This window comes from Pseudoalteromonas sp. SWXJ133, from assembly GCF_015864365.1.
In the GTDB taxonomy this organism is placed as follows: Bacteria; Pseudomonadota; Gammaproteobacteria; order Enterobacterales; family Alteromonadaceae; genus Pseudoalteromonas; species Pseudoalteromonas arctica.
Genome location: NZ_JADYXJ010000004.1, coordinates 115,931 through 138,712 on the forward strand (window position 1 = coordinate 115,931; position 22,782 = coordinate 138,712).

A 22,782-nucleotide genomic window follows, 5' to 3' on the forward strand; every position below is an offset into this window, starting at 1 on the left:
TTAAATAAACAAAACGACGAATTAGCATGCTAATCCGCCGTTTTTTAATCACTTAAAATTAGTTAATTAAAACTAAAATTAATTATTCCCATTCGATAGTTGCAGGTGGTTTACCTGAAATATCGTAAACAACACGAGAAATACCATCTATTTCATTAATGATACGGTTTGAAACCACACCTAAAAACTCATAAGGTAAATGTGACCAGCGCGCTGTCATAAAGTCGATTGTTTCCACACAACGAAGTGATACAACCCAATCGTACTTACGTGCATCACCCATAACCCCTACCGATTTAACAGGTAAGAATACAGTAAACGCTTGGCTTACTTTATGGTAAAGCTCAGCTTTGTGAAGCTCTTCGATGAAAATCGCATCAGCGCGGCGTAATAAATCACAGTATTCTTTTTTGATTTCGCCAAGTACACGCACACCTAAACCTGGTCCAGGGAAAGGATGACGGTAAAGCATATCGTACGGTAAACCTAGCTCTAGGCCAATTTTACGTACTTCATCTTTGAATAATTCACGTAATGGCTCAACAAGGCCCATTTTCATGTCATCTGGTAATCCGCCCACATTGTGGTGAGATTTAATAACATGCGCTTTACCAGTTGCAGATGCCGCTGATTCAATTACATCAGGGTAAATTGTACCTTGCGCTAACCATTTTGCATTTTTAAGCTTTTTGGCTTGCTCATCAAATACATTAATAAACGTGTGACCAATGGCTTTACGTTTATCTTCTGGGTCTGACTTACCCGCTAGATCATTTAAAAACTGCTCTTCAGCTTCAACTTTAACAATGTTTAAGCCAAATTTATTACCAAACATGTCCATTACTTGTTGGCCTTCGTTTAAACGAAGTAAACCATTATCAACAAATACACATGTTAGTCTTTCGCCAATTGCACGGTGAATAAGCATAGCCACAACCGATGAATCAACACCACCAGAGAGGCCTAAAATAACTTCGTCATCGCCAACTGTTTCTTTAATACGCTCGATAGCATCATCGATAATTTTTGCAGCAGTCCACAGTTTTTCACAGCCACAAATATCAATAGCAAAACGCTCTAATAAGCGCTGACCTTGATGCGTGTGCGTTACTTCTGGGTGAAACTGTACGCCATAAAAACGTTTTTCTTCGTTAGACATTGCAGCATGTGGACAAGTAGATGTTTTAGCTGTTGTTGCAAAACCAGCTGGAATATCCATTACTTTGTCGCCATGACTCATCCATACGTCGAGTATGCCGTTGCCGCCATCGGTAATGCTGTCTTCAATTGCATCAAATAATGCACAGTTGCCTACTTTTTCTACTTGTGCGTAACCAAACTCTTTTTTATCCGAGCTGTGTACACTTCCGCCAAGTTGAGCTGCCATTGTTTGCATACCGTAGCAAATACCTAGCACAGGCACGCCTGCATTAAATACATACTCAGGAGCGCGCGGGCTGTTTTCAAGTGTTGTTGATTCTGGACCACCAGAAAGAATAATACCTTGTGGGTTGAACTCGCGGATTTGCTCTTCAGTCACATCCCATGCCCAAAGTTCACAGTAAACACCAATTTCACGCACACGGCGGGCGATTAATTGAGTGTATTGTGAACCAAAGTCTAAAATGAGAATTCGTGAATCGTGAATATCTTTGCTCATGGAGTATCTCGTAAAGTCTGATGCTAAATGCCGCTTTGAATACCAATTTTATTAAACATTACTAATTCTTGCAGGCTAAATAACTCTCTAACCACGTTAAAAACTTCTTATTTAGAAGAAACTAAAAATCGAAATTTTTGCCTCGTTATTGAGCCATTTATCTGTCGCAATAATTGACCACTTTATTAATGCAATTGGTATTTATATAAACGACTAAAAAGAGGGCTTGCAAAGCAAGCCCAGTATATTAAATTAATTACGCTGCTTAACCTAAGCGGTAATTTGGTGCTTCTTTAGTGATTTGCACATCATGAACGTGCGACTCACCCATACCTGCTGAAGTAACACGTACAAATTGTGGTTTTGTATTTAGCTCTTCAATTGTTGCACAACCCGTTAAGCCCATAGCGCTTCGTAGGCCGCCCACTTGCTGATGAATAATCGTTGCAATAGGACCTTTGTAAGCTACGCGACCTTCAATACCTTCAGGTACTAACTTGTCTGCTTCGTTTGATTTTTGGAAGTAACGATCTGATGAACCTTCTTTTTGATCCATCGCGCCTAATGAGCCCATACCACGGTAAGATTTGTAATAACGGCCTTGGTATAATTCAACTTCACCTGGTGCTTCTTCAGTACCAGCAAGCAGTGAACCCACCATTACACACGATGCACCAGCAACAAGTGCTTTAACAATATCACCAGAAAAACGAATGCCACCATCAGCAATAACAGGAATGTCGCGACCTTTTAAGCCTTCAACAGCATCTGAAATAGCGGTAATTTGTGGAACGCCACAACCGGTAACAATACGTGTAGTACAGATAGAGCCTGGGCCGATACCTACTTTAACTGCGTCGGCACCCGCATCAGCAAGTGCAATCGCACCTTCAGCTGTTGCTATGTTGCCTGCAATAATTTGTAAGTCTGGGTACTCTTTACGTGTTTTAGTAACACGGTCAATAACACCTTGAGAGTGACCATGCGATGTATCGATAAGTAAAACATCAATACCCGCTTCTACTAATGCAGCAATACGCTCATCAGTACCTGCACCAACACTTACAGCTGCACCTACACGTAAACGACCTTGGTCGTCTTTACATGCGTCAGGTTTGTCTTGGGCTTTTTGGTAATCTTTTACTGTGATCATGCCTTTAAGTTTAAATTCATCATCAACAACAAGGATTTTTTCAATGCGGTGTTCGTGCATTAAGCCTAAAATTTCTTCGCGTGCTGCGCCTTCTTTAACGGTAACAAGCTTTTCTTTTTTAGTCATAACGGTAGAAACAGGCTGTTCAAGCTTAGTTTCAAAACGCATATCACGACTAGTAACAATGCCTACAAGCACATTATTGCTATCGGTAACCGGAAAGCCTGAAAAACCTTTTTCGTGCGAAAGCTCAATTGCATCTGCAATTGTTAAATCGGCAGTAACCGTTACAGGGTATGAAACAATACCTGCTTCGTAGGTTTTAACTTTACGTACGTTTTTCGCTTGTTCTTCAATAGTCATGTTTTTATGAATAAAACCAAGACCACCTTCTTGCGCAAGGGCAATAGCTAAACGAGCTTCTGTAACAGTATCCATAGATGCTGAAATAAGCGGCAAGTTAAGTTTGATACCACGCGTTAAGCGAGTTGAAATATTTGCCGTGTGTGGCAAAACAGTAGAATGACCAGGTACTAAAAGTACGTCATCAAAGGTAAGAGCTTCTTTAGCGATTCTAAGCATTTTGGCAACTTCTCACATGTGGATCTAAGATAAGGAATTGCGGCCAAATTTTAACAGCGTTGTTGGCATGAGTAAATAATATTTCGCAAATATTTATGATAAAGTAGTGCAATAAATAGTTTTAGGTTGTTTTTTATGTTTTCGAAGCCTTCGCAGGCGGTTTACACCGTTTCACGCCTTAATAGAGAAATTCGCACAATCCTTGAGCAAGGTTTTGCATCTTTAGTGCTCACGGGCGAAATTTCTAACTTTATTACCCCTGCATCTGGACATTGGTACTTTTCGTTAAAAGACGATAAAGCACAAATTAAAGCCGCAATGTGGCGAGGCAATAATCGCAACCAAAGCTACCGCCCTGTAAATGGCGCACAAGTTACAGTAAAAGCGCGTGTATCGCTTTATGAACCTCGCGGTGACTACCAGCTTATTGTTGAGCATATGGAACCCGCAGGCGAAGGTCAGCTAAAACAAGAATTTGATGCGCTTAAAATGCGTTTAGCCGCCGAAGGATTATTTAGCTCTGCTCACAAACAGCCATTACCCCAAAATATTAATCGCATTGGTGTTATTACCTCAGCAACCGGCGCTGCTATAAAAGATATTTTAACGGTGCTCAAACGCCGTGCACCGCAGCTAGAAGTCATTATTTACCCTGCTATGGTACAAGGCAAAGAAGCGCACGTGCATTTAATTAACCAAATTGAATTAGCCAACACTCGTGATGAAGTAGACGTACTTATTTTAGGGCGAGGCGGCGGATCACTTGAAGATTTATGGTGTTTTAATCACGAACAGCTCGCCCGCGCTATTTTCAAAAGTGAATTACCGATAGTAAGTGCGGTAGGCCACGAAATAGATACCACTATTAGCGATTACGTTGCTGATGTTCGTGCAGCGACTCCATCAGCCGCAGCTGAGCTTGTAAGCCCAAATACGCAAGAGTTACACAATAAGGTAACGCAATTAGTTAATCGTTTATCTAACGCGTTTAAGCACGGTATTGCCGACAAACGCGCACTAGCAACGCAGTTACAGCATCGTCTTAATTTGTGTCATCCGCGTAATCAGCTCAATCAAAAATCACAACGCTTAGATGAGCTAAGCATTGCACTGCAACAAGCTATGCGTAATCGTTTATACCAGCAAGAACGCACACTCAATAACTTAACGCCGCGCTTAATGCGCCAATCACCCGACAAAAAACTCGCTACAGCAAGCCATCAACTTACGCAAATACAAGCAAGGCTTAATCAGGCTATACAACATCAATTGCAACAAGCTAATAATAATTTGGCGTTACAAGCGAGTAGATTAGACTCAGTAAGCCCACTCAACGTATTAGCACGTGGTTACAGCATTACAAAAAATGAGAAAAACAAAGTGGTTAAATCGGTAGGAGATGTAAAAGCTGGCGACACGCTAATTACAGAATTTGTTGACGGCGTGGTGCACTCACAAGTACATAGCTAAGGCTGTTAAAAAACATTATAAAGTGCGTATACTTATTCTTTGATACTTACTACAAACTCTATTTTCTCGTCGTTAGAGCTTGATGTAGTTAGCTTAAATTGCTGCCACCAGGGCATTGCTGTTAGCTTATCGTTAAGCTCACGCCACTGCGCATGTCCTTGCTCATTACTTTGCTCAGCAACAATCACAAATTTACACAGTGTTTGCTTGCACTCCAAATCACTTAACTGTGCTGAGTTACTCAAGTTGCTGGTAATTAAAAAATCGGTAAGCGCCGTTTCTATTTCATAACTCCACTGAGTATTTTCACTTTCATTATCAAATTTTTCATCAAGTTGCTTAGAAAAATCAACATCATCTAATTGCGCTAACTGAGTTGACTTTAATTGTTGTTCGGCACGCTTTAGTTCCTTGGTTTTAACGGCAAGTTCGTCGGTAAGCGTACTTATTTGCTGAGTATACTCTTGTTCAACAAATTGCCGTGTAGCATTTTGGTTGGCCGTAATTAAAGCGCTATTTAGGTTTGAGTCATTGCTAACATCATGACTACTAAGTTTATTATTGCTACTGACTTTAATAGTAACATTCTGACGCGTATTTTCTGACTGAGGATATGCGTCATTAGATATTTTATTAAAAAACAAAAAGTAACTACTAGCCAACCCCACACCAGCAATAAAACTTAGCAACATTGAAAGTGAGTTACTTTTATTAGACATTATTTTTACCTAAGGCTACAGCATTGCGCTAGTATGCGATGCGTTTTCTGGCTCTTGTTGAGTCAAAAAGTTTTGGTTCATACTTTGTGCCGGACACTCACAATCCGGTCGACCAATAATTTTAGCTGGTACGCCAACAGCGGTTGTATGTGGTGGAACATTGCTAAGTACAACAGAGCCTGCACCAATTCGTGCGCCCTCACCTACTTCAATATTACCAAGTACTTTAGCGCCGGCGCCAATTAACACGCCCGCTCTAATTTTAGGATGACGATCGCCCTGCTCATTACCCGTACCGCCAAGCGTTACAGATTGCAAAATTGATACGTTATCTTCAATTACTGCTGTTTCACCAATAACAATACCAGTTGCGTGGTCAAACATAATGCCTTTACCTACTTTACATGCTGGGTGAATATCGACCCCAAACACTTCAGAGTTACGGCTTTGAATAAAGCGCGCTAGCTCTTTGCGGTTTTGTTGCCACAAGCAATTAGCCAAACGGTGCGCCTGAATAGCATGAAAACCTTTTAGATTTAATATAACCGTAAGATAGGTTTCTGATGCAGGGTCGCGGTCTTTTACCGCTTTAATATCCTCAGCAACAAACGAGAGCATACGGTCACATTTTACAAATGCTTGGTCGAACAATTCGCGGATAGTGAATGCAGATACCACCGCATCAGCCAACTTATTAGCAACAATAAAGCTCAATGCCGAACCTAAACAATCATGATTCAAAATGCATGAATAAACATGACTTGCTAATAATGGTTCACGTTTTACTACATCGTTAGCTTCGTCGCGAAGCTGTTGCCAAATTGCATGACGCATAATACTGCACTGCCTTAAGTTGATATAAAATAGCCTTTTCCCAAGTCTAACGGATTTAACCACTAAGGTGTTAATCCCTTAGTTATTTGTTCTGGTTATTAGGTATAACTGTTTATTAAGTTTCATTATTAAATAATAAAAATGCCTCGGTGCTTATAGCACCGAAGCATTATTTTAACGCTTAAAAACCACTTAAATTATTGAAATACTTTATCGACTTTCATCACTTCAATATTTTTTGCAGGAATTGCTAATTTATAATCAGCAATCACTTTATCCTCAGCAACCAACTCAGCAGGTTTATTAGTGTTGTAAACCATTGGCGATGTTTGCTCAGGCGCTAAACGTTTTTGCATATCAGCGCCGTCTGCGGTTATAAACACATATTGAACATTGTCTGTTTGTAAGTTTTCTTTAATAACGCGATTTACATCAGCAACGCTTAGCGTTTTAAGTTTGTTAGTTACGTAACTTACAAAGCTATCTGTGTTGTAAAATTCGCTATCAAGTGCGTAACCTAATTGGCGGTTTTGACTTGCAACCATTTGCGGCACAAAGTTAATTAAAAAGTTACGCGTTGCTTCAAAGTCATCTTCGCTTATACCATTTTTAATTAGCTTATCTAGCTCAAACAAGGCGGTACGTGTTGCAAAGTGCGCATCGTTATTAGAGCGAAGTGGGCGTAACCACACTTGAAATATTTGCTCAGAGCGCCCTAGGTTTGCATCAGGCTTGGTTTGAAACATACCACGTGGAAAGTATTCAATGTATGCGTAATCGCCATAGTTCATCCCGCGAGTTTCACGAATGCGCTCATATAAAAAGCTGTTAGAACTACGGTGCTCACCGAAGTACGAACGCACAAGCCAAAGGGCTGTCCAGTCTTCGCTACTTCTTATTGTATCAATAGGAAAACCAAACGATACCGCAGTCGATTGTGCCGATTTTTCTACAATCGTTGCATGATGACCTTTAAGCACTGGTGCATCAGGAATACTTAAACGGCTTTGATCACCTTTTGGTAGCGTTGCAAAATCGCTCATCATTTTAGCTTTAAGTTTTGCAGGCACAGCCCCAATTAAGCCAACCGTGAGTTTAGATTGCGTAAGCTCGCTGTTATAAAACGCTTTAATATCATCAAGGGTCAGCGCTTCTAAATCCGAAATATCACCATAGTTGTAGCTTTCGTAAGGGTGATTTTTGTAAAGCGCACTGTATAGAACTTCTTTACCTAGCTCTTCATCGTTAGATGCTTTCAAACCTGACTTAATACCGTCGATCATTTCTTTTTTGAGGCGTTTAAAGTCATCGTCTCTAAAGCCTGGGTTTAGTAATTGATCGCTCACAAGTGCATACCACTGCACCGCATTATCTTTATGAATACGCCCTTGGAACGACAGCATTTCTTTATCTATTTGATAACCAAAGCTACCCGCTAGCGGATAAAGTGCTTTTTGAATATCTTTATAGCTTGTCGCCTGCGAACCGCCTTGTGCAAGCATAGCCGCAGTTAACGCAGCAACGCCTTTTTTACCTTGAGGGTCGGCAGCCGCACCGGTATTGAATAAAAAGTTAACATCAATTAATGGCGAGCTATTGGTTTTATCAAGCACTTTAAATACAGGTGTCGCTGGTGCTTGTTCAAGCTTTGCAGTAAGCGCATTTAAATCAACTTCTTGCTCAAACCCTGGGGCTTTATCAAGTGCCGACATCGTTAATGTGGTACGGGCGTTATCAGTAAAGTATTTATTAGCAACGGCTTTAATATCTGCGCTGGTAATGTTATCTGCCGATTTATACAGCTGGTTTATAACCTCAGGATCGCGCTCAAAATGCATGTAACTGGCAAGGGTTGATGCAATCGCTTGCGATGAATCAAGACCATTAATAAAGCTGTATTTAAGGTTTGATTTTAAATCACTCAGCTTTTGCTCATCAACAAGCTCTGTGCGTGCTTTTGCATAAGTGCGGTTAATGGCATCGCGCGCAGTGGCTAAATCGTCTGCGTTTTCTACTTTAACAAATACGTGTAATAAACCCGGATCTTTAGTCTCTGGGTTATAGGTAAACATTTGGCTGGCAATTTGTTTGTCGACCACTAGCTCTTGATATAAATCTGAATTATTTGAAAAATAAAGCTGTGAGATTAAATCAAGTGCTGCCCTGTCTTTTTTAGCAGGCTCCCACGCAGCGCCTTTGTACGATACAAGCAACCAATGCCCTGGTAGCGCTTCATCTTGCTGGTGCAAATATTTTGGTGCTTGTTGCACAGGCTCTGCCTTAATGTCAGCAACGTAGTTACCTTTTTTCCAGCTGCCCCAATGCTTTTTAACCATAGCCATTGTTTCTTCTGGCTCTACATCGCCCACAATTACAATCGATACATACTCAGGCTTATAAAATTTAGCAAAAAACTCTTTACCGTACGCCATTTGATCGGGCATCGCTTCTATGTCTTTAAAAAAGCCCATAGTGGTGTGTTTATACGTGTGCTTATCAAACGCTTCTTCGCGTACAGCGCTTAATAATTTACGAACTGGGCTCGCGTTGTTTTTTAAGTACTCACCTTTTACCGTTTGTGCTTCGGTTCTAAATTGCTCTTCGGTGTAGGTTAAGTTTTGAAAAATATCAGCTTCAAGCTCAAGTACTTTATCAAGATGCTGCTTTGAAAAGTTTAAATAGTAGTTGGTGTAATCGTTTGTTGTGTACGCGCGGTTATCAACACCTGAATTTTTTAATATGTCTGAATACACATCTTCAGGGTATTTTTGTGAGCCTTTAAACATCATGTGTTCAAAAAAGTGAGCAAAACCTGTTTTGCCCTCTTCAACTTCGTTACGCGATCCAACCGATACCGGAATTTGCAGCGACACGACATCGGGGTAATCGGTTTTAACAACCATTACGCGTAAGCCGTTTTCTAGTTCTTCAATTAAGTAATCTTGTGAAAAAACACGATCATCAGCTTTATTTACTTGTTCTTGTTGTGCTGTTGTTTGCGTGCTTTGGTTTTGCTGCATGGCGCAACCGGTTAACGCCAGCGATACCGCTAAGCTGGTTGCTAATAATTTAAATTTCATTGTTGTCCCTTTTTAAATTGAGCAAATTTATTGTCAAATTTAATACTAACTCACTCTCGATTATGCCTTAAAGCGAGTAAATATAAGAGCTTTAGCCCATTTTTTATGTAAACAACTGTGTCAATCAGCCCGTTTATTAAATTATCAGTATGAATATTCTTCATCTAAGTTGAAAAACTTTCATTAAATAAATCTATCTAGACGTCTAAATGGCTGCTATATTAAATCCATCAACACGCACTTGGCTGGAATGAGGATTATGGCTTTATCATTAAAAGAGAAAATAGAGGACACCAAACAAGGTGTTTATCTTATTGGTACTACGCCGCCTAAAATTGGCACCGATAAAGCGCAATTAAAAACCATTGCAGAAAAGCTATTAGCTCGCTTACACGAAATTGAATACGACGGCGTAATAATTTACGACATTCAAGACGAAAGCAGCCGTACAAACCAAGCGCGCCCATTTGCGTTTAAACAAACCGTTGATCCGCGTGAATACAGCCATTTAATTCGTAATTTATCTGCACAAGATGTAATTACTTATAAAAGTGTGGCGCAGCGTGGCGTAGGTGAATTTAAAGATTGGTTAAGTGAAACTAAAAACGACTACGATTTACAAAATGTAGTTTTAGTAGGTAGCCCGTCATCGGTAGGCGATATTAAGCTAAGCCTGCCAGATGCATATAAAGCATTGGCTGAGCAATCAGATGATTTCTTTTTAGGTGGCGTTACTATTGCTGAGCGCCATTCAAGCAAACGAAATGAGCATGAACGATTAATAAAAAAAACGGCACAAGGTTGTCAGTTTTTTATATCGCAAGCTGTTTACGACGCACAAGCGACTATAGAGCTAATTACTAGCTACGCGCGTACATGTAAAGCACAAGGTATTACACCTCAACGTATTATATTAACGTTTACCCCGTGCGGCGGCGAAAAAACCTTAGACTTTATGCAATGGTTGGGTATTTCAGTGCCAGAAGCTACAAAATGGCGCATGCTTGATGCAGACAATACTCTAAGCGAATCAGTGCGTATTTGCCGCGAAAACCTCGACTTAATAATAAAAAGCTGTGCGCATTTAGATGTACCGCTGGGATTAAATATTGAAAGCTTAACAAACCGTAAAGAAGAAATTGACGCGTCAATTAACTTATATCGTTTATTAAAGGCAACAATGGAATTAAACCTAGCCGAAAAGCTAATAGCTTAGGGCTTAAAGCCAAGGCTAAAACAAATTCACACCCTTCTTGGCAAGCCTAATGGCTTGCTTTTTTATGAATAACATTTAATTCAATGCGCTTATTGGGTCTGATTAAATATAATTTAGCACTTAAAATACATGTATTGCCCAAGATAAAAACTCAACTTACAAACGTCTTTTACTTACGGCGTCTGCTTGGCTCTCTTTTACCAGTGATGCGCTTTTTATCGCGATCTTTTCGCGACTTATTGGTGTTTTTACGATTATCTTTTGGCTTTTTATTCGGATCAGGCTCGTAGCCTTCTAACCATTGCGGTGTTAAGCGCGTATCGAGTAGTACTTCTATTTCTTCAAGCAGCCATTGCTCGTCAAGGCTTACCAGCGACATAGCGAGCCCTTGCTCACCAGCACGACCTGTACGGCCAATACGGTGGACGTAATCCTCAGCAATGTACGGTAGTTCAAAGTTAATTACGTATCTAAGTGTAGAAATATCTAAACCACGCGCAGCTACATCGGTTGCAACAAGTACGCGTGTAATACCTTCTTTGAAGTTTTGCAGAGCACGGTCGCGTGCGCCTTGCGATTTGTCGCCATGGATTGATTCGGTTTTTAAACCGTCTTTACACATTTCTTTAGCGAGCTGATCAGCCATTTGTTTTGTGCGAGTAAAAATAAGCACTTGGCGCCAGTTTTTCATGCCTATCATGTGCGAAACAAGCTCGCGTTTGCGGTCCTCATCTACCGAATAAATAATTTGTTCTACTTCAACGGCTGCTGAGTTACGTTTATCAACTTCAATTAGCTCTGGATTTTTTAGTAACTTTTTACTGAGCTCAAACACACTGTCATCAAACGTAGCTGAAAATAGTAAGGTTTGGCGATCGCCAGGAATATGGCGCAATATGCGTCTTATTTCGTCAATAAAGCCCATATCAAGCATGCGGTCGGCTTCATCAAACACTAACGAATCTACGCTTGAAAGTACCACACTGCCTTTAACTATATGATCGAGTAAACGCCCAGGCGTTGCCACAATAACTTGAGCCGTTCTAAGGGCTTTTATTTGTGGGCCAATACTTGCGCCCCCATAAGCTAAAGCACCATTTATATTGGTGCCTTGTGCGTACTTTTCAAAGCTTGCAAATACTTGCTGAGCCAGTTCTCGTGTTGGCGTTAAAATTACAACACGAGCAATGCCTGGTTCATCTTTTTTAGGTGTATTTAAAAGCTTATGTAACAGCGGTAAAACAAAAGCAGCTGTTTTACCTGTGCCTGTTTGTGCACTGCCCATTACATCACTTCCGGCTAAAATAGGCGGAATGGTTTTAATCTGAATTGCGGTAGGTTGAGTGTAATTATTTTGCTCAATCGCAGTTAATAATAACGGGTCGAGATTAAGTGATGAGAACGTAGTGGCAGACATAGGCTTAGCTTTAAAATAACAAAGAGCGCTATTGTACGCATATTACTGTACTGCGTAAATTAACCAATCCAGAAAAGTATCCAATCCCTCGGCTAATCTAGCTGTACTCTTAAAACCGATAAAAAAGGCGCTAAATAACAGCTGTATTTAGCGCCTTTTATAGTTTGCTGTAGCTTTAAGCTGGCTTTAGTGTCGCTTTACGCTCGTTGTAAAACGCTATTAAATCGTCAACTGTTGCTTGGCAGTATTCGCGTATACCCGAAACTACCATATGCTTTTCACCACTACCCACTTTAACGCCGTTTTCTAACAGGTTAAAACGTAGTGTAATTTTCCCGCGCTTACCGGCATACTCAAAACTAGGCTCTGCAAACTCAAGTTCTGGTTCTGTAATATCAAGATTATCAAGATTGATAAGCATTGATTCGTAAATTACCATCGGACGAGCAGGGTTTATCATTACCTCTTGCTTGCCCATTAATGGAATAATTACATGCGGAAAAGTAGTACCAGAAAACTCAACATAATTTTTTATAAGACTATTAGTTAGTGCTGGGCATTGGCTGGTTTTACCGCTGCGCTTTACCTTTAAAATAACTTTTTCGCCATTGGTTACATCAAACTCATCAGCCCCTTCAGGGAAGTTAAGTTTGGTGTTTTCATCAACCATACCGGCAAAAGTAAATTCCATTTGTTCACTAATACCGTAGCGGTCTAGTACCAATGAAAAAAGTAAGTCTCCTGGCGCGCAAAACTTTTTGGCATCTTTGTCGTGAAGTGGATTGTAATCGTCAGCAACGCATTTAGCGAATCGACAACCTTGCTCACGAGAGATAGAAACATAATCAGCATGCTGCTGAAAAAAAGGACTTAACATAGTTTGTTCACTGCTTAAACTGCTTATAACCTATCTATATTACCAGAAAAAAAATACTGAGAGGTCGAATCTGTTAGATTAGTTGCTAAATAAAACAGAGCAATAAAAAACAATGACCTTTTATTTATTAGCGCTATCAATTATATGTGTTTTTCCGTACTGCAAAATATCAATAATGCGGCAACCCCTTTGGCACTACTTACTAGCTTTAAGTGTTGTAAGTGCATATTTTCAAGGTTATATAAATTTATATGCCCTGCTGTTAACCGGGCTTTACGTTGTTTTATACTACTGTGCGCTGCATACAAAGCGGGCAATAATACGCACCATTTTAAGTGCTGTTTTTATAATTACCTCATTGGCATTAGCACTTCATTGGGTGCCTGGTTTTAATAACCTCCCCATTGTTATAAACGAGCGTATTACAAAAAACTAAATTAGACAGCCACTCTAATTGAACAAATAAAACTGTGCTATTAAATTTACTTTTTCAGCTAAAAATTTATCTTTTACTATTGGGTTATTTTTATTTCACCCATAAAATAATCCATTATCACTCTTAAACCTAAGTTACACGCATGAAAATGGCTGCATGGTGCAGTTGTGATTTATTACTGAATAGTTTTACTGAGTAGTTTAAGTTTTATGCCAGTAGCTTTTCGCAGTTACTGATATTCGCTCGCCGCTTTCGGTTTAAGTTTTCACAATAACCTTCTTGTGAGGCTGGCCTGCCCACTGCGCCATGAAATACGCGCGTAAATTGGGTTGTAAGCTTTAACCAGTTTTCTGGAGATATATTCACCCTTTCGAGTAAAGGCAAGTGTGTACTCTCAATATACCCTCGCTTATCTTCCCGTATACAACGTCCTGTTAGCTCAACAAGTTCAAGGTACGATTTAAGCTCAAAGGGTAGCCCTTTTGGCATTATTTGACGTGGCATGCCTGCAAAGCGCTGCAGTTGTTTTGGTTGTTTGCCATCCTTTGCATATGTTATGCGTTGTTTGATGCTAGTATGCTCTGATTCTTCTGGGGTATTAGCCATTTTGGCTCTGATGGGGTTTAAGTCTACATACGCCATGCAGGCCGCCAATGCGGCTTCATCTAATAATGCTTGTGAACTAAATCGTCCCTCCCAAAACCTGCCAGTGCAGTTATCTTCTTTATTTTCCCTGCGCGCAATGTCTTCATTTAACACCCGCATAAACCAACTAATACTTGATAAGCGCTCTCGATATTCCTTTACCGTTTGATTAAAAAAGATAAGTTCAGCTTTACTTAGCTTTTCACCTTGTATGTACTTTTGCGTAAGTACGGTGCCTTTGCACAGCTTGTGCCAGCGAATAACAATCGCTTTATCATTCAGCCGATTCGCTTTTTTATCATCAACATACAGGACTAAATGGGTGTGGTTACTCATAACAGCATAAGCACAGACGTCAATACAAAATATCTTAGCTAACTCAAGTAGTTTGTCTTCAACCCACCCTCTGCGGTGCTCGTAAGATTGACCAGTAAAATGGTCTTCACCGCACAAAAAAGCACGGCGTACGCAACGTGATATACAGTGGTAGTACTTTGTATCAACCAAACTTACTTGACGCTTTCTTGCGATTGCCATAAGACACCCTGCTTTTTTTTGCACTAAAAAAAGCCTAGTACTTAGTTTCACAAAGTGCAAAATTTAGAGTGGGTGTCTTGTTAATTTACACAGGAGAATTCTTAATTATGCGTATTTTACACACCAATCACACCCGAGTTTACGACTTAAGACAGCCTGGTTATGACATAGGTTTTAAAACCTGAGTGGGTGTTTGGGCACTTAAGTCGTAACATACGCTTATCCTGTATGTACTTCACTTATAATGAAACAAAAAGCGCACGCTAACCAAGGTTAACCAGATAAAGACACGAGATTTAATCTCGCTTGGGTGAATATTTTTTAGGTCCCTTGGTACGAAGCTCATTAGGAGCATGGCGCATGATAACCATGACACCATAGCTCGAATATATGTCAGTACCTTTGCTTTTCAGCAAGCTTGTGACGCATCATTACTGTGATATGAAATACATGATAATAAAATAAAGGCATCAATTTTGATGTTTATACATTAGCTCGTCTTGACTTCAAGGGAGCGTCCATATATGTCTAGTTTATTGCTAAGTGGTCTTCACCGCACAAAAAAGCACGGCGTACGCAACGTGATATACAGTGGTAGTACTTTGTATCAACCAAACTTACTTGACGCTTTCTTGCGATTGCCATAAGACACCCTGCTTTTTTTGCACTAAAAAAAGCCTAGTACTTAGTTTCACAAAGTGCAAAATTTAGAGTGGGTGTCTTGTTAATTTCTAAAATTTAGAGTGGGTGTCTTGTTAATTTCCAAAAAAGCACGGCGTACGCAACGTGATATACAGTGGTAGTACTTTGTATCAACCAAACTTACTTGACGCTTTCTTGCGATTGCCATAAGACACCCTGCTTTTTTTGCACTAAAAAAAGCCTAGTACTTAGTTTCACAAAGTGCAAAATTTAGAGTGGGTGTCTTGTTAATTTCTAAAATTTAGAGTGGGTGTCTTGTTAATTTCCAAAAAAGCACGGCGTACGCAACGTGATATACAGTGGTAGTACTTTGTATCAACCAAACTTACTTGACGCTTTCTTGCGATTGCCATAAGACACCCTGCTTTTTTTGCACTAAAAAAAGCCTAGTACTTAGTTTCACAAAGTGCAAAATTTAGAGTGGGTGTCTTGTTAATTTCTAAAATTTAGAGTGGGTGTCTTGTTAATTTCCAAAAAAGCACGGCGTACGCAACGTGATATACAGTGGTAGTACTTTGTATCAACCAAACTTACTTGACGCTTTCTTGCGATTGCCATAAGACACCCTGCTTTTTTTGCACTAAAAAAAGCCTAGTACTTAGTTTCACAAAGTGCAAAATTTAGAGTGGGTGTCTTGTTAATTTGTTGCTGCTAGTATGCTCTGATTCTTCTGGGGTATTAGCCATTTTGGCTCTGATGGGGTTTAAGTCTACATACGCCATGCAGGCCGCCAATGCGGCTTCATCTAATAATGCTTGTGAACTAAATCGTCCCTCCCAAAACCTGCCAGTGCAGTTATCTTCTTTATTTGCCCTGCGCGCAATGTCTTCATTTAACACCCGCATAAACCAACTAATACTTGATAAGCGCTCTCGATATTCCTTTACCGTTTGATTAAAGAAGATAAGTTCAGCTTTACTTAGCTTTTCACCTTGTATGTACTTTTGCGTAAGTACGGTGCCTTTGCACAGCTTGTGCCAGCGAATAACAATCGCTTTATCATTCAGCCGATTCGCTTTTTTATCATCAACATACAGGACTAAATGGGTGTGGTTACTCATAACAGCATAACCACATACGTCAATACAAAATATCTTAGCTAACTCAAGCAGTTTGTCTTCAACCCACCCTCTGCGGTGCTCGTAAGATTGACCAGTAAAATGGTCTTCACCGCACAAAAAAGCACGGCGTACGCAACGTGATATACAGTGGTAGTACTTTGTATCAACCAAACTTACTTGACGCTTTCTTGCGATTGCCATAAGACACCCTGCTTTTTTTTCACTAAAAAAAGCCTAGTACTTAGTTTCACAAACTGCAAAATTTAGAGTGGATGTCTAGTTTATTGTTCTGTGGTTGCCACCGCACACAGATTGGCGCGACTGATGTGGACATTGCTGACCAAGCAAACCCTGTACTCACCTCAGTTTATGCAAAATACACACAAGGATGCTTAATTATGCGTATTTTACACGCCAATCACACCCGAGTTTACGACTTAAGACAGCCTGGTTATGACATAGGTTTTAAAACCTGAGTGGGTGTTTGGGCACTTAAGTCGTAACATACGCTTATCCTGTATGTACTTCACTTATAATGAAACAAAAAGCGCACGCTAACCAAGGTTAACCAGATAAAGACACGAGATTTAATCTCGCTTGGGTGAATATTTTTTAGGTCCCTTGGTACGAAGCTCATTAGGAGCATGGCGCATGATAACCATGACACCATAGCTCGAATATATGTCAGTACCTTTGCTTTTAAGCAAGCTTGTGACGCATCATTACTGTGATATGAGATACATGATAATAAAATAAAGGCATCAATTTTGATGTTTATACATTAACTCGTCTTGACTTCAAGGGAGCGTCCATATATGTCTTGTTTATTTTCGCAACATGTGCTTGTTAGGCGACATTAAACTCCAAGAACTCTTTTCGGGTCATAACTCTGGTTTCAACCCCTAGCCATTCGTATACAGCTTTAACTTTACGAGCAAAATTACCATCATTAGTCACGAACACATCAGCATAAGCACCATAAATTGCATGGCTTGTGTCATGTAAACTTGCGATAAATTTCTCTGATTTATCTGGAAAGTACCTTTGGCTTTCAAGGTGCTCCATTAGCTTCTCGACAACCATTTCAAATATCGGGAAATAAGAGCGAATATAGCCAAAACGTAGCATAGAGGCGGTCATCCGCTGTTTCGGAACAAACTTTTTAAATACAGGGTCTCGTTTCATTGCTTGATGGTGGTTACGAACAATTTTATTCAGATCCTTCCGGTATTTTTCTAAAGTAAGTTGAATATCTGAATTATTAGCTTCCACTTTATTAATGCTCCCTGAAGCCTCCACTTGTTCACCACGCAAGAGCTTTTCTTCTTGGTGTTGTTCTGCAATTATATTTCGATCATGCATTGAAAATACCCTTTCATAGGTGTCCTTGGGATTTTCTTTATATGTATTTATTCCATTATTTCTAACCGAAACTAGCGTTTTCCTTGGGTAAGGCAAAAAGCAGTATGATTTAGTTAACTCTTTTAGGAAGAGAACCTTCTCATCTGCACTTTCTTCACTTTGTCCATGGTGCTTCACTGTATTAGCAATTTCTTCTAGATGAGCGGGGCTAAAAATAATTCTATGCCCATCTTTTTTTAGCTTATCGACAGCATCAATAACACTTTGACTTCTATTGTTTTTCAAATCAATGACAATGTTATTGTCAAAATATATATATTTCATCATCACTCAATTTTCATTGTCGCTTAACGAGCCTGTAGATTAACTCGTTTTTTATTTGTTTTTATTGATAAACAAACCATAGCTGAGTTCCTATTTTGGTTCAATCGATTACTGTGTTTTTCATAGAATATAAAAAATTTAGAGTGGGTGTCTTGTTAATTGTTTGTCTTCAACCCACCCTCTGCGGTGCTCGTAAGATTGACCAGTAAAGTGGTCTTCACCGCACAAAAAAGCACGGCGTACGCAACGTGATATACAGTGGTAGTACTTTGTATCAACCAAACTTACTTGACGCTTTCTTGCGATTGCCATAAGACACCCTGCTTTTTTTTGCACTAAAAAAAAGCCTAGTACTTAGTTTCACAAAGTGCAAAATTTAGAGTGGGTGTCTTGTTTATTTATTTGTTTATTTATTTCATGTTTTAACTGCATGAATATATGGATGAAAAACAAACCCTACAATTGATAGACCGCCAGTTAAATAGGCAAAAAGCCCAAGTAAACTTTGAAATGCAGTCAATGCATCTAGAGATGATTCTGAAAGCTTATTTTTGTATAAAGCCAATTTGCACTCTTTATAAGACTTCATATCGAATTTGCAATCAAGATCTTCAATTTTTATTTCTTTTTTAAGCTCGTGCTCAACAGTATATCTATATTTATGAGAATCTGCTTCTATGGGTAAAGCCAAAGTAGTTACGCTCATAAGAGATCCTAAATATAATGTAGCAACTACAAAAAATGCTTTAAAAAATCCTTTATATCCATCTTTACTAGTTATTTCTGTAATTGCAAAGTCAAAAAATTTCACCGTTCCATCCTTAAAATATAACAATTTTGTATACGACATTTGTCGTTTTATAAACCGACAAATGTCCATATATTACGTTGCACCTACTTTAGCTACAAAGCAACTCTATGTAAACAAATATTTAACATCGAACCGGCTTTTATAATTGTAGAAATACACCAAAATGGTGGAGATCAGTAATATTGGACAAAACAACAATCACTGTCTGTATTTACAGCGTTTATTAACCTAGTCAACCAACTAAATTGATAACAAAATACTCTGTTACTAATAACAAGGACTACTTTGGCAGTTGCTTTTTATAGGCTCACCAAGATCAAATTTTAATTTCATACACTAAAGTACTGACTGGCTACTTATCGCTCATTGCTGTCTGTTTAATAAAATAAGCCTGTTCATTAAATCTTTAAACACACACCAACGATGACGGTACCGATTAGTGAAAATATAATGGTTTATTAATACAAAATTGCACGTTATTGTTTAGTGCTTAACACTAAAAAATGATAAATAAATGGCTTTTTATATTTTGGCATTGTCAATATTATGCGTTTTTTCTCGCCGAAATATTTTTATAATCCGACAACCCATTTGGCACTACTTACTAGCTTTAAGTGTTGTAATTGCGTATTTTCAAGGTTATATAAATTTATATGCTCTGCTGTTTACCGGGCTTTACGTTGTTTTATACTACTGTGCGCTAAATACAAAGCAGGCAATAATACGCGCTACTTTAAGTACTATTTTTATAATGTCCTCATTGGCATTAGCACTTCATTGGGTGCCTGGTTTTAATAACCTCCCTATTGTTATAAACGAGCGTATTACAAGCGATGCGATTGCTTTTACCCTTTATGCTAATTTTGATAAAGCGATGGCTGGGTTATTTCTTTGTGCTTACTTTTATTCAAACTTAGATTCAAGTAAAAAACCTTTAAAAACAGACCATAAAAAGCCTGTTTCACTAGACTTTAAACAACCCATTTTAATAGTTTTTGCTACTGTTTTAGCTACGTTCACTGCGGCTTTAATGCTTGAACTTGTAAGCTTTAACCCTAAGGTTCCTGACTTTTGGTTAGCCTTTATTGCTATTAATCTTTTATTTACCTGTGTTGCCGAGGAAGCTTTATTTCGAGGTTTACTACAAACTAAGCTTAGCAAAATAATTACACCGACCCGTTTAGCAATACTTGCCCCTGTAATTACTGCAGGTATTTTTGCTTTGGCACATTTTGCTGGAGGAATTAGCTATGTATTGGTTTCATTTATTGCGGGCTTGGGGTATGGCTATGTTTTTTATAAAACGCAGCGCTTAGAGTGGGCTATTTTATGCCATTGGTTAGTTAATGTTTGCCACTTCTTTTTGTTTACTTACCCTATGCTCAGTAAAATCTAAATACATTTACAAATGCTAACAATTTACTTAGTAGTAAACATTGCCCGCATTTGATTTTGTTAGTAATTTACTACTTTAAATAAATTAAAGGATTAATGAATATGCTGCGTTTTATAACAACAGTAACAATGCTCGCCACACTAACGGGTTGTTCTGGCATGACTTATCATACAGATATAGACAACGGCGTTTTATCTCAAGAAATTGGCACCTACGTTAATAAAAGAGATTTGCAGCAATTTTATAGCGACCAAGAAGCACACGAAAGTGGCGCAACACTTTTAGGGCGAATAGAAGGCGTAAGCTGTGATGGCGACGGTAGAGGTAGCAATAACGTAAGCTACAATCGCTCTAAATCAAATGCGATTGATTTACTTAAAGCTGATGCCATGCGCAGAGGCGGGAATGCTTTTACTATTAATTCTTGTAGCGAAACGTCTGTACCGTATTGCGACTTATCTGTTTTATGCACCGGACAGGCCTACGACTATCAATAAGTAAAAGTGCAAATTATATATTAAGCGCAAAGCTCAGTAGCACACGCTTTCCAGACTCGATTTTAGATACGCTGTGTTCGTACTTATCGGGTCTGAATAAATACACGCGATTAAATAAGTTAATAATGCATTTTGAGCATTTAAATACCCCACCCGCTTTAGGTTGTTCTAATACAAAGTTGAGCTTGTAATAACGCCCTTGCTGCACGGGATCAATATGGTTCATTACGCTGTGACTAGTTGGGTAAGTAACGAGGTTTATCGAAAATGTATTACTGCTAAAAATGGCTTTGTTTTTAACGGTTGCAATCATACTGGCTCCATACTGTTGATGTGCCTTATTGTATCATTGGGCTGGGTCTTACTATGGTTTTTAAGCGAGACTAAAACACCATGATATATAGATATAAAACGATTAAACACAAAAAAGCCGAGCTTATTTACAACCTAATAAGCTCGGCTTTTAAAAGTGCATTTTAGTAATTATGCACTTGGGTATTCGCGGTACGCACGTTCAATATTTTTAGCCTGCTTTTTAGAAATACCTAAATGAGCAAGGGCTACACGTAAACGAGCACGTGATAAGTCAGAGCCTAGTATTTCCATTGCATCAAGCACTGACGTACTTGATGTTTTGCCTGTAATAGCGACAAATATTGGCTCTAAAAAGTCTTTAATCTTAAGCTCGTGGAATGTTGCAACTTCTTTTGCTATTGCAAAAATAGCGGGCTTTTCAAAGCTACGTAAACCTTCAAGCTGCCATACAAAAAATTGTAGCGCTTGGCGAATCACGTTTTCGTCTGCTTTGCCGGCTGTTAATAGCGCAGGATCGTAAGTTGGAATACCACCTACAAAGTGCCCTGCAAGCTCAACCATATCCGACAGCGTATTAATACGTGTTTTAACTTCTGGTAATATTTTAGCGAGCATTTCGCCATTAAACTTCCAATCAACAAAGCGCTGAATTAACTGCTCGTCGGTTAGATTTTCACGGATCCACATGCCGTTTAACCAGCTTAATTTATCTACGTCGAATACTGGACCACCAAGCGATACGCGCTTCATGTCGAAGTTTTCAATCATCTCGTTTAACGTGAACTTTTCACGCTCATCTGGCATTGACCAACCCATACGGCCTAAGTAGTTAAGCACGGCTTCTGGCAGGTAGCCCATTTCTTTATAGTAATTAATAGACGTTGGGTTTTTACGCTTAGACAGCTTTGATTTATCTGGGTTACGTAGTAATGGTAAGTGACCAAGTACTGGTGCTTCCCAACCAAAATCTTCATACAGTTTTAATAACTTAGGTGCTGAGTTAATCCACTCTTCACCACGGAAAATATGACTAATTTCCATATGGTGGTCGTCAACTACGTTCGCTAAAAAGTACGTAGGGAAACCATCTGCTTTTAAAAGCACTTGCATGTCTACGTTTTCCCACGGGATCTCAATTTCATCACGTAAGTAGTCGTTAAACTTAAATGTGCCTTCGCTTGGGATTTTCATACGTATAACGTAAGGTTTGCCTTCAGCTAAGTTTGCTTTAATTTCTTCATCTGTATGGTTTAAACCACGACCGTCATATTTAGGGCGTAGGCCTTCTGCCATTTGCTCTTCACGCATTTGATCAAGCTCTTCGCTTGTTGCAAAGCAGTAAAACGCTTTACCATCATCAACTAACTGATGCGCGTATTTTTTATATAAATCGCTACGCTCAGATTGACGATAAGGACCAAATTCGCCACCCACATCAGGACCATGATCCCACTCTAGCCCTAACCAACGTAGGCTATCCATAATCGCAAGTTCAGACTCTGGCGTGCTACGTACTTGGTCTGTATCTTCTATACGAAGTACAAATTCACCGCCTTGTTGTTTAGCAAAACAGTAGTTAAATAAGGCGATATAAGCGGTGCCAAGATGCGGGTCACCAGTTGGCGACGGGGCAACACGGGTGCGAATTGTCATGGTATATTCTCTTTAAATAAGTGAGATAATAAAAG

17 protein-coding genes and 5 pseudogenes are annotated in these 22,782 nt (G+C 39.3%); 6 read left to right on the forward strand and 16 right to left on the reverse strand.

What is annotated here, in order from left to right; all coding sequences use genetic code 11:
• Positions 1–82: 82 nt before the first annotated feature.
• A complete protein-coding gene (gene guaA, locus I6F40_RS04585) occupies positions 83–1,660 on the reverse strand; it encodes a glutamine-hydrolyzing GMP synthase (protein ID WP_008170177.1) in 1,578 nt (525 codons plus the stop codon).
• A 265-nt stretch (positions 1,661–1,925) separates the two neighbouring features.
• Positions 1,926–3,395, reverse strand: a complete 1,470-nt coding sequence (guaB, locus tag I6F40_RS04590) for an IMP dehydrogenase (protein WP_002958783.1) — start codon at positions 3,393–3,395, stop codon at positions 1,926–1,928.
• 135 nt (positions 3,396–3,530) lie between these two features.
• Here guaB and xseA point away from each other — a divergent pair, with 135 nt between their 5' ends.
• Entirely contained in the window at positions 3,531–4,865 is a 1,335-nt protein-coding gene (gene xseA, locus I6F40_RS04595) for an exodeoxyribonuclease VII large subunit (RefSeq protein WP_166377351.1), read from the forward strand.
• A 32-nt stretch (positions 4,866–4,897) separates the two neighbouring features.
• On the opposite strand, the gene I6F40_RS04600 is transcribed toward xseA, so the two are convergent.
• The 3 genes from I6F40_RS04600 to I6F40_RS04610 form a co-directional block, all read right to left on the reverse strand.
• Complete coding sequence (locus I6F40_RS04600) at positions 4,898–5,584, reverse strand: hypothetical protein (protein ID WP_121955564.1); 687 nt, start codon at positions 5,582–5,584, stop codon at positions 4,898–4,900.
• Positions 5,585–5,599: 15 nt separating this feature from the next.
• Positions 5,600–6,418, reverse strand: coding sequence for a serine O-acetyltransferase (cysE, locus tag I6F40_RS04605; protein ID WP_121955565.1), 819 nt, complete (start codon positions 6,416–6,418; stop codon positions 5,600–5,602).
• Positions 6,419–6,615: 197 nt separating this feature from the next.
• On the reverse strand, positions 6,616–9,498 hold the full coding sequence (locus I6F40_RS04610) for a M16 family metallopeptidase (protein ID WP_197192545.1): 2,883 nt from the start codon (positions 9,496–9,498) through the stop codon (positions 6,616–6,618).
• A 259-nt stretch (positions 9,499–9,757) separates the two neighbouring features.
• On the opposite strand from I6F40_RS04610, the gene I6F40_RS04615 reads away from it, so the two are divergent.
• Entirely contained in the window at positions 9,758–10,714 is a 957-nt protein-coding gene (locus I6F40_RS04615; protein WP_197192546.1) for a methylenetetrahydrofolate reductase, read from the forward strand.
• Positions 10,715–10,883: 169 nt separating this feature from the next.
• Here I6F40_RS04615 and I6F40_RS04620 read toward each other — a convergent pair whose 3' ends face one another.
• Positions 10,884–12,131, reverse strand: coding sequence for a DEAD/DEAH box helicase (locus tag I6F40_RS04620; protein ID WP_197192547.1), 1,248 nt, complete (start codon positions 12,129–12,131; stop codon positions 10,884–10,886).
• A 175-nt stretch (positions 12,132–12,306) separates the two neighbouring features.
• A complete protein-coding gene (locus I6F40_RS04625) occupies positions 12,307–13,008 on the reverse strand; it encodes a DUF3581 domain-containing protein (protein WP_024598641.1) in 702 nt (233 codons plus the stop codon).
• Between the two features lie 112 nt (positions 13,009–13,120).
• Here I6F40_RS04625 and I6F40_RS19880 point away from each other — a divergent pair.
• Positions 13,121–13,441: pseudogene (locus I6F40_RS19880) on the forward strand (CPBP family intramembrane glutamic endopeptidase); the annotation flags it as partial.
• Between the two features lie 210 nt (positions 13,442–13,651).
• Here the strand turns inward: I6F40_RS19880 and I6F40_RS04630 are convergent.
• From I6F40_RS04630 to I6F40_RS04640, 4 genes and pseudogenes are all read right to left on the reverse strand, one after another.
• Entirely contained in the window at positions 13,652–14,626 is a 975-nt protein-coding gene (locus tag I6F40_RS04630) for a transposase (RefSeq protein WP_197192548.1), read from the reverse strand.
• A gap of 546 nt (positions 14,627–15,172) precedes the next feature.
• Positions 15,173–15,271, reverse strand: a pseudogene (locus I6F40_RS04635) (transposase); the annotation flags it as partial.
• Positions 15,272–15,799: 528 nt separating this feature from the next.
• A pseudogene (locus tag I6F40_RS19885) lies at positions 15,800–15,886 on the reverse strand (Mobile element protein); the annotation flags it as partial.
• A gap of 83 nt (positions 15,887–15,969) precedes the next feature.
• Positions 15,970–16,590: pseudogene (locus tag I6F40_RS04640) on the reverse strand (transposase); the annotation flags it as partial.
• Between the two features lie 71 nt (positions 16,591–16,661).
• On the opposite strand from I6F40_RS04640, the gene I6F40_RS04645 reads away from it, so the two are divergent.
• Positions 16,662–16,865 (forward strand): hypothetical protein, encoded by a 204-nt coding sequence (locus I6F40_RS04645; RefSeq protein ID WP_197192549.1) that lies wholly within the window; start codon positions 16,662–16,664, stop codon positions 16,863–16,865.
• Positions 16,866–17,235: 370 nt separating this feature from the next.
• On the opposite strand, the gene I6F40_RS04650 is transcribed toward I6F40_RS04645, so the two are convergent.
• From I6F40_RS04650 to I6F40_RS04660, 3 genes and pseudogenes are all read right to left on the reverse strand, one after another.
• On the reverse strand, positions 17,236–18,081 hold the full coding sequence (locus tag I6F40_RS04650; RefSeq protein ID WP_197192550.1) for a hypothetical protein: 846 nt from the start codon (positions 18,079–18,081) through the stop codon (positions 17,236–17,238).
• A 150-nt stretch (positions 18,082–18,231) separates the two neighbouring features.
• Positions 18,232–18,387, reverse strand: a pseudogene (locus I6F40_RS04655) (Mobile element protein); the annotation flags it as partial.
• A 103-nt stretch (positions 18,388–18,490) separates the two neighbouring features.
• A complete protein-coding gene (locus tag I6F40_RS04660; RefSeq protein WP_197192551.1) occupies positions 18,491–18,886 on the reverse strand; it encodes a hypothetical protein in 396 nt (131 codons plus the stop codon).
• A 751-nt stretch (positions 18,887–19,637) separates the two neighbouring features.
• On the opposite strand from I6F40_RS04660, the gene I6F40_RS04665 reads away from it, so the two are divergent.
• Together I6F40_RS04665 and I6F40_RS04670 are read left to right on the forward strand one after the other, a co-directional pair.
• Positions 19,638–20,282 carry a CPBP family intramembrane glutamic endopeptidase gene (locus I6F40_RS04665; protein WP_231609302.1) on the forward strand — a complete coding sequence of 215 codons (645 nt, stop codon included), beginning with the start codon at positions 19,638–19,640 and terminating at the stop codon, positions 20,280–20,282.
• 101 nt (positions 20,283–20,383) lie between these two features.
• Positions 20,384–20,779 (forward strand): hypothetical protein, encoded by a 396-nt coding sequence (locus I6F40_RS04670; RefSeq protein ID WP_197192553.1) that lies wholly within the window; start codon positions 20,384–20,386, stop codon positions 20,777–20,779.
• Between the two features lie 13 nt (positions 20,780–20,792).
• On the opposite strand, the gene I6F40_RS04675 is transcribed toward I6F40_RS04670, so the two are convergent.
• Positions 20,793–21,092, reverse strand: a complete 300-nt coding sequence (locus tag I6F40_RS04675) for a 2OG-Fe(II) oxygenase (RefSeq protein ID WP_197192554.1) — start codon at positions 21,090–21,092, stop codon at positions 20,793–20,795.
• A gap of 170 nt (positions 21,093–21,262) precedes the next feature.
• On the reverse strand, positions 21,263–22,747 hold the full coding sequence (gene gltX / locus I6F40_RS04680) for a glutamate--tRNA ligase (protein ID WP_007581594.1): 1,485 nt from the start codon (positions 22,745–22,747) through the stop codon (positions 21,263–21,265).
• Positions 22,748–22,782 lie beyond the last annotated feature (35 nt).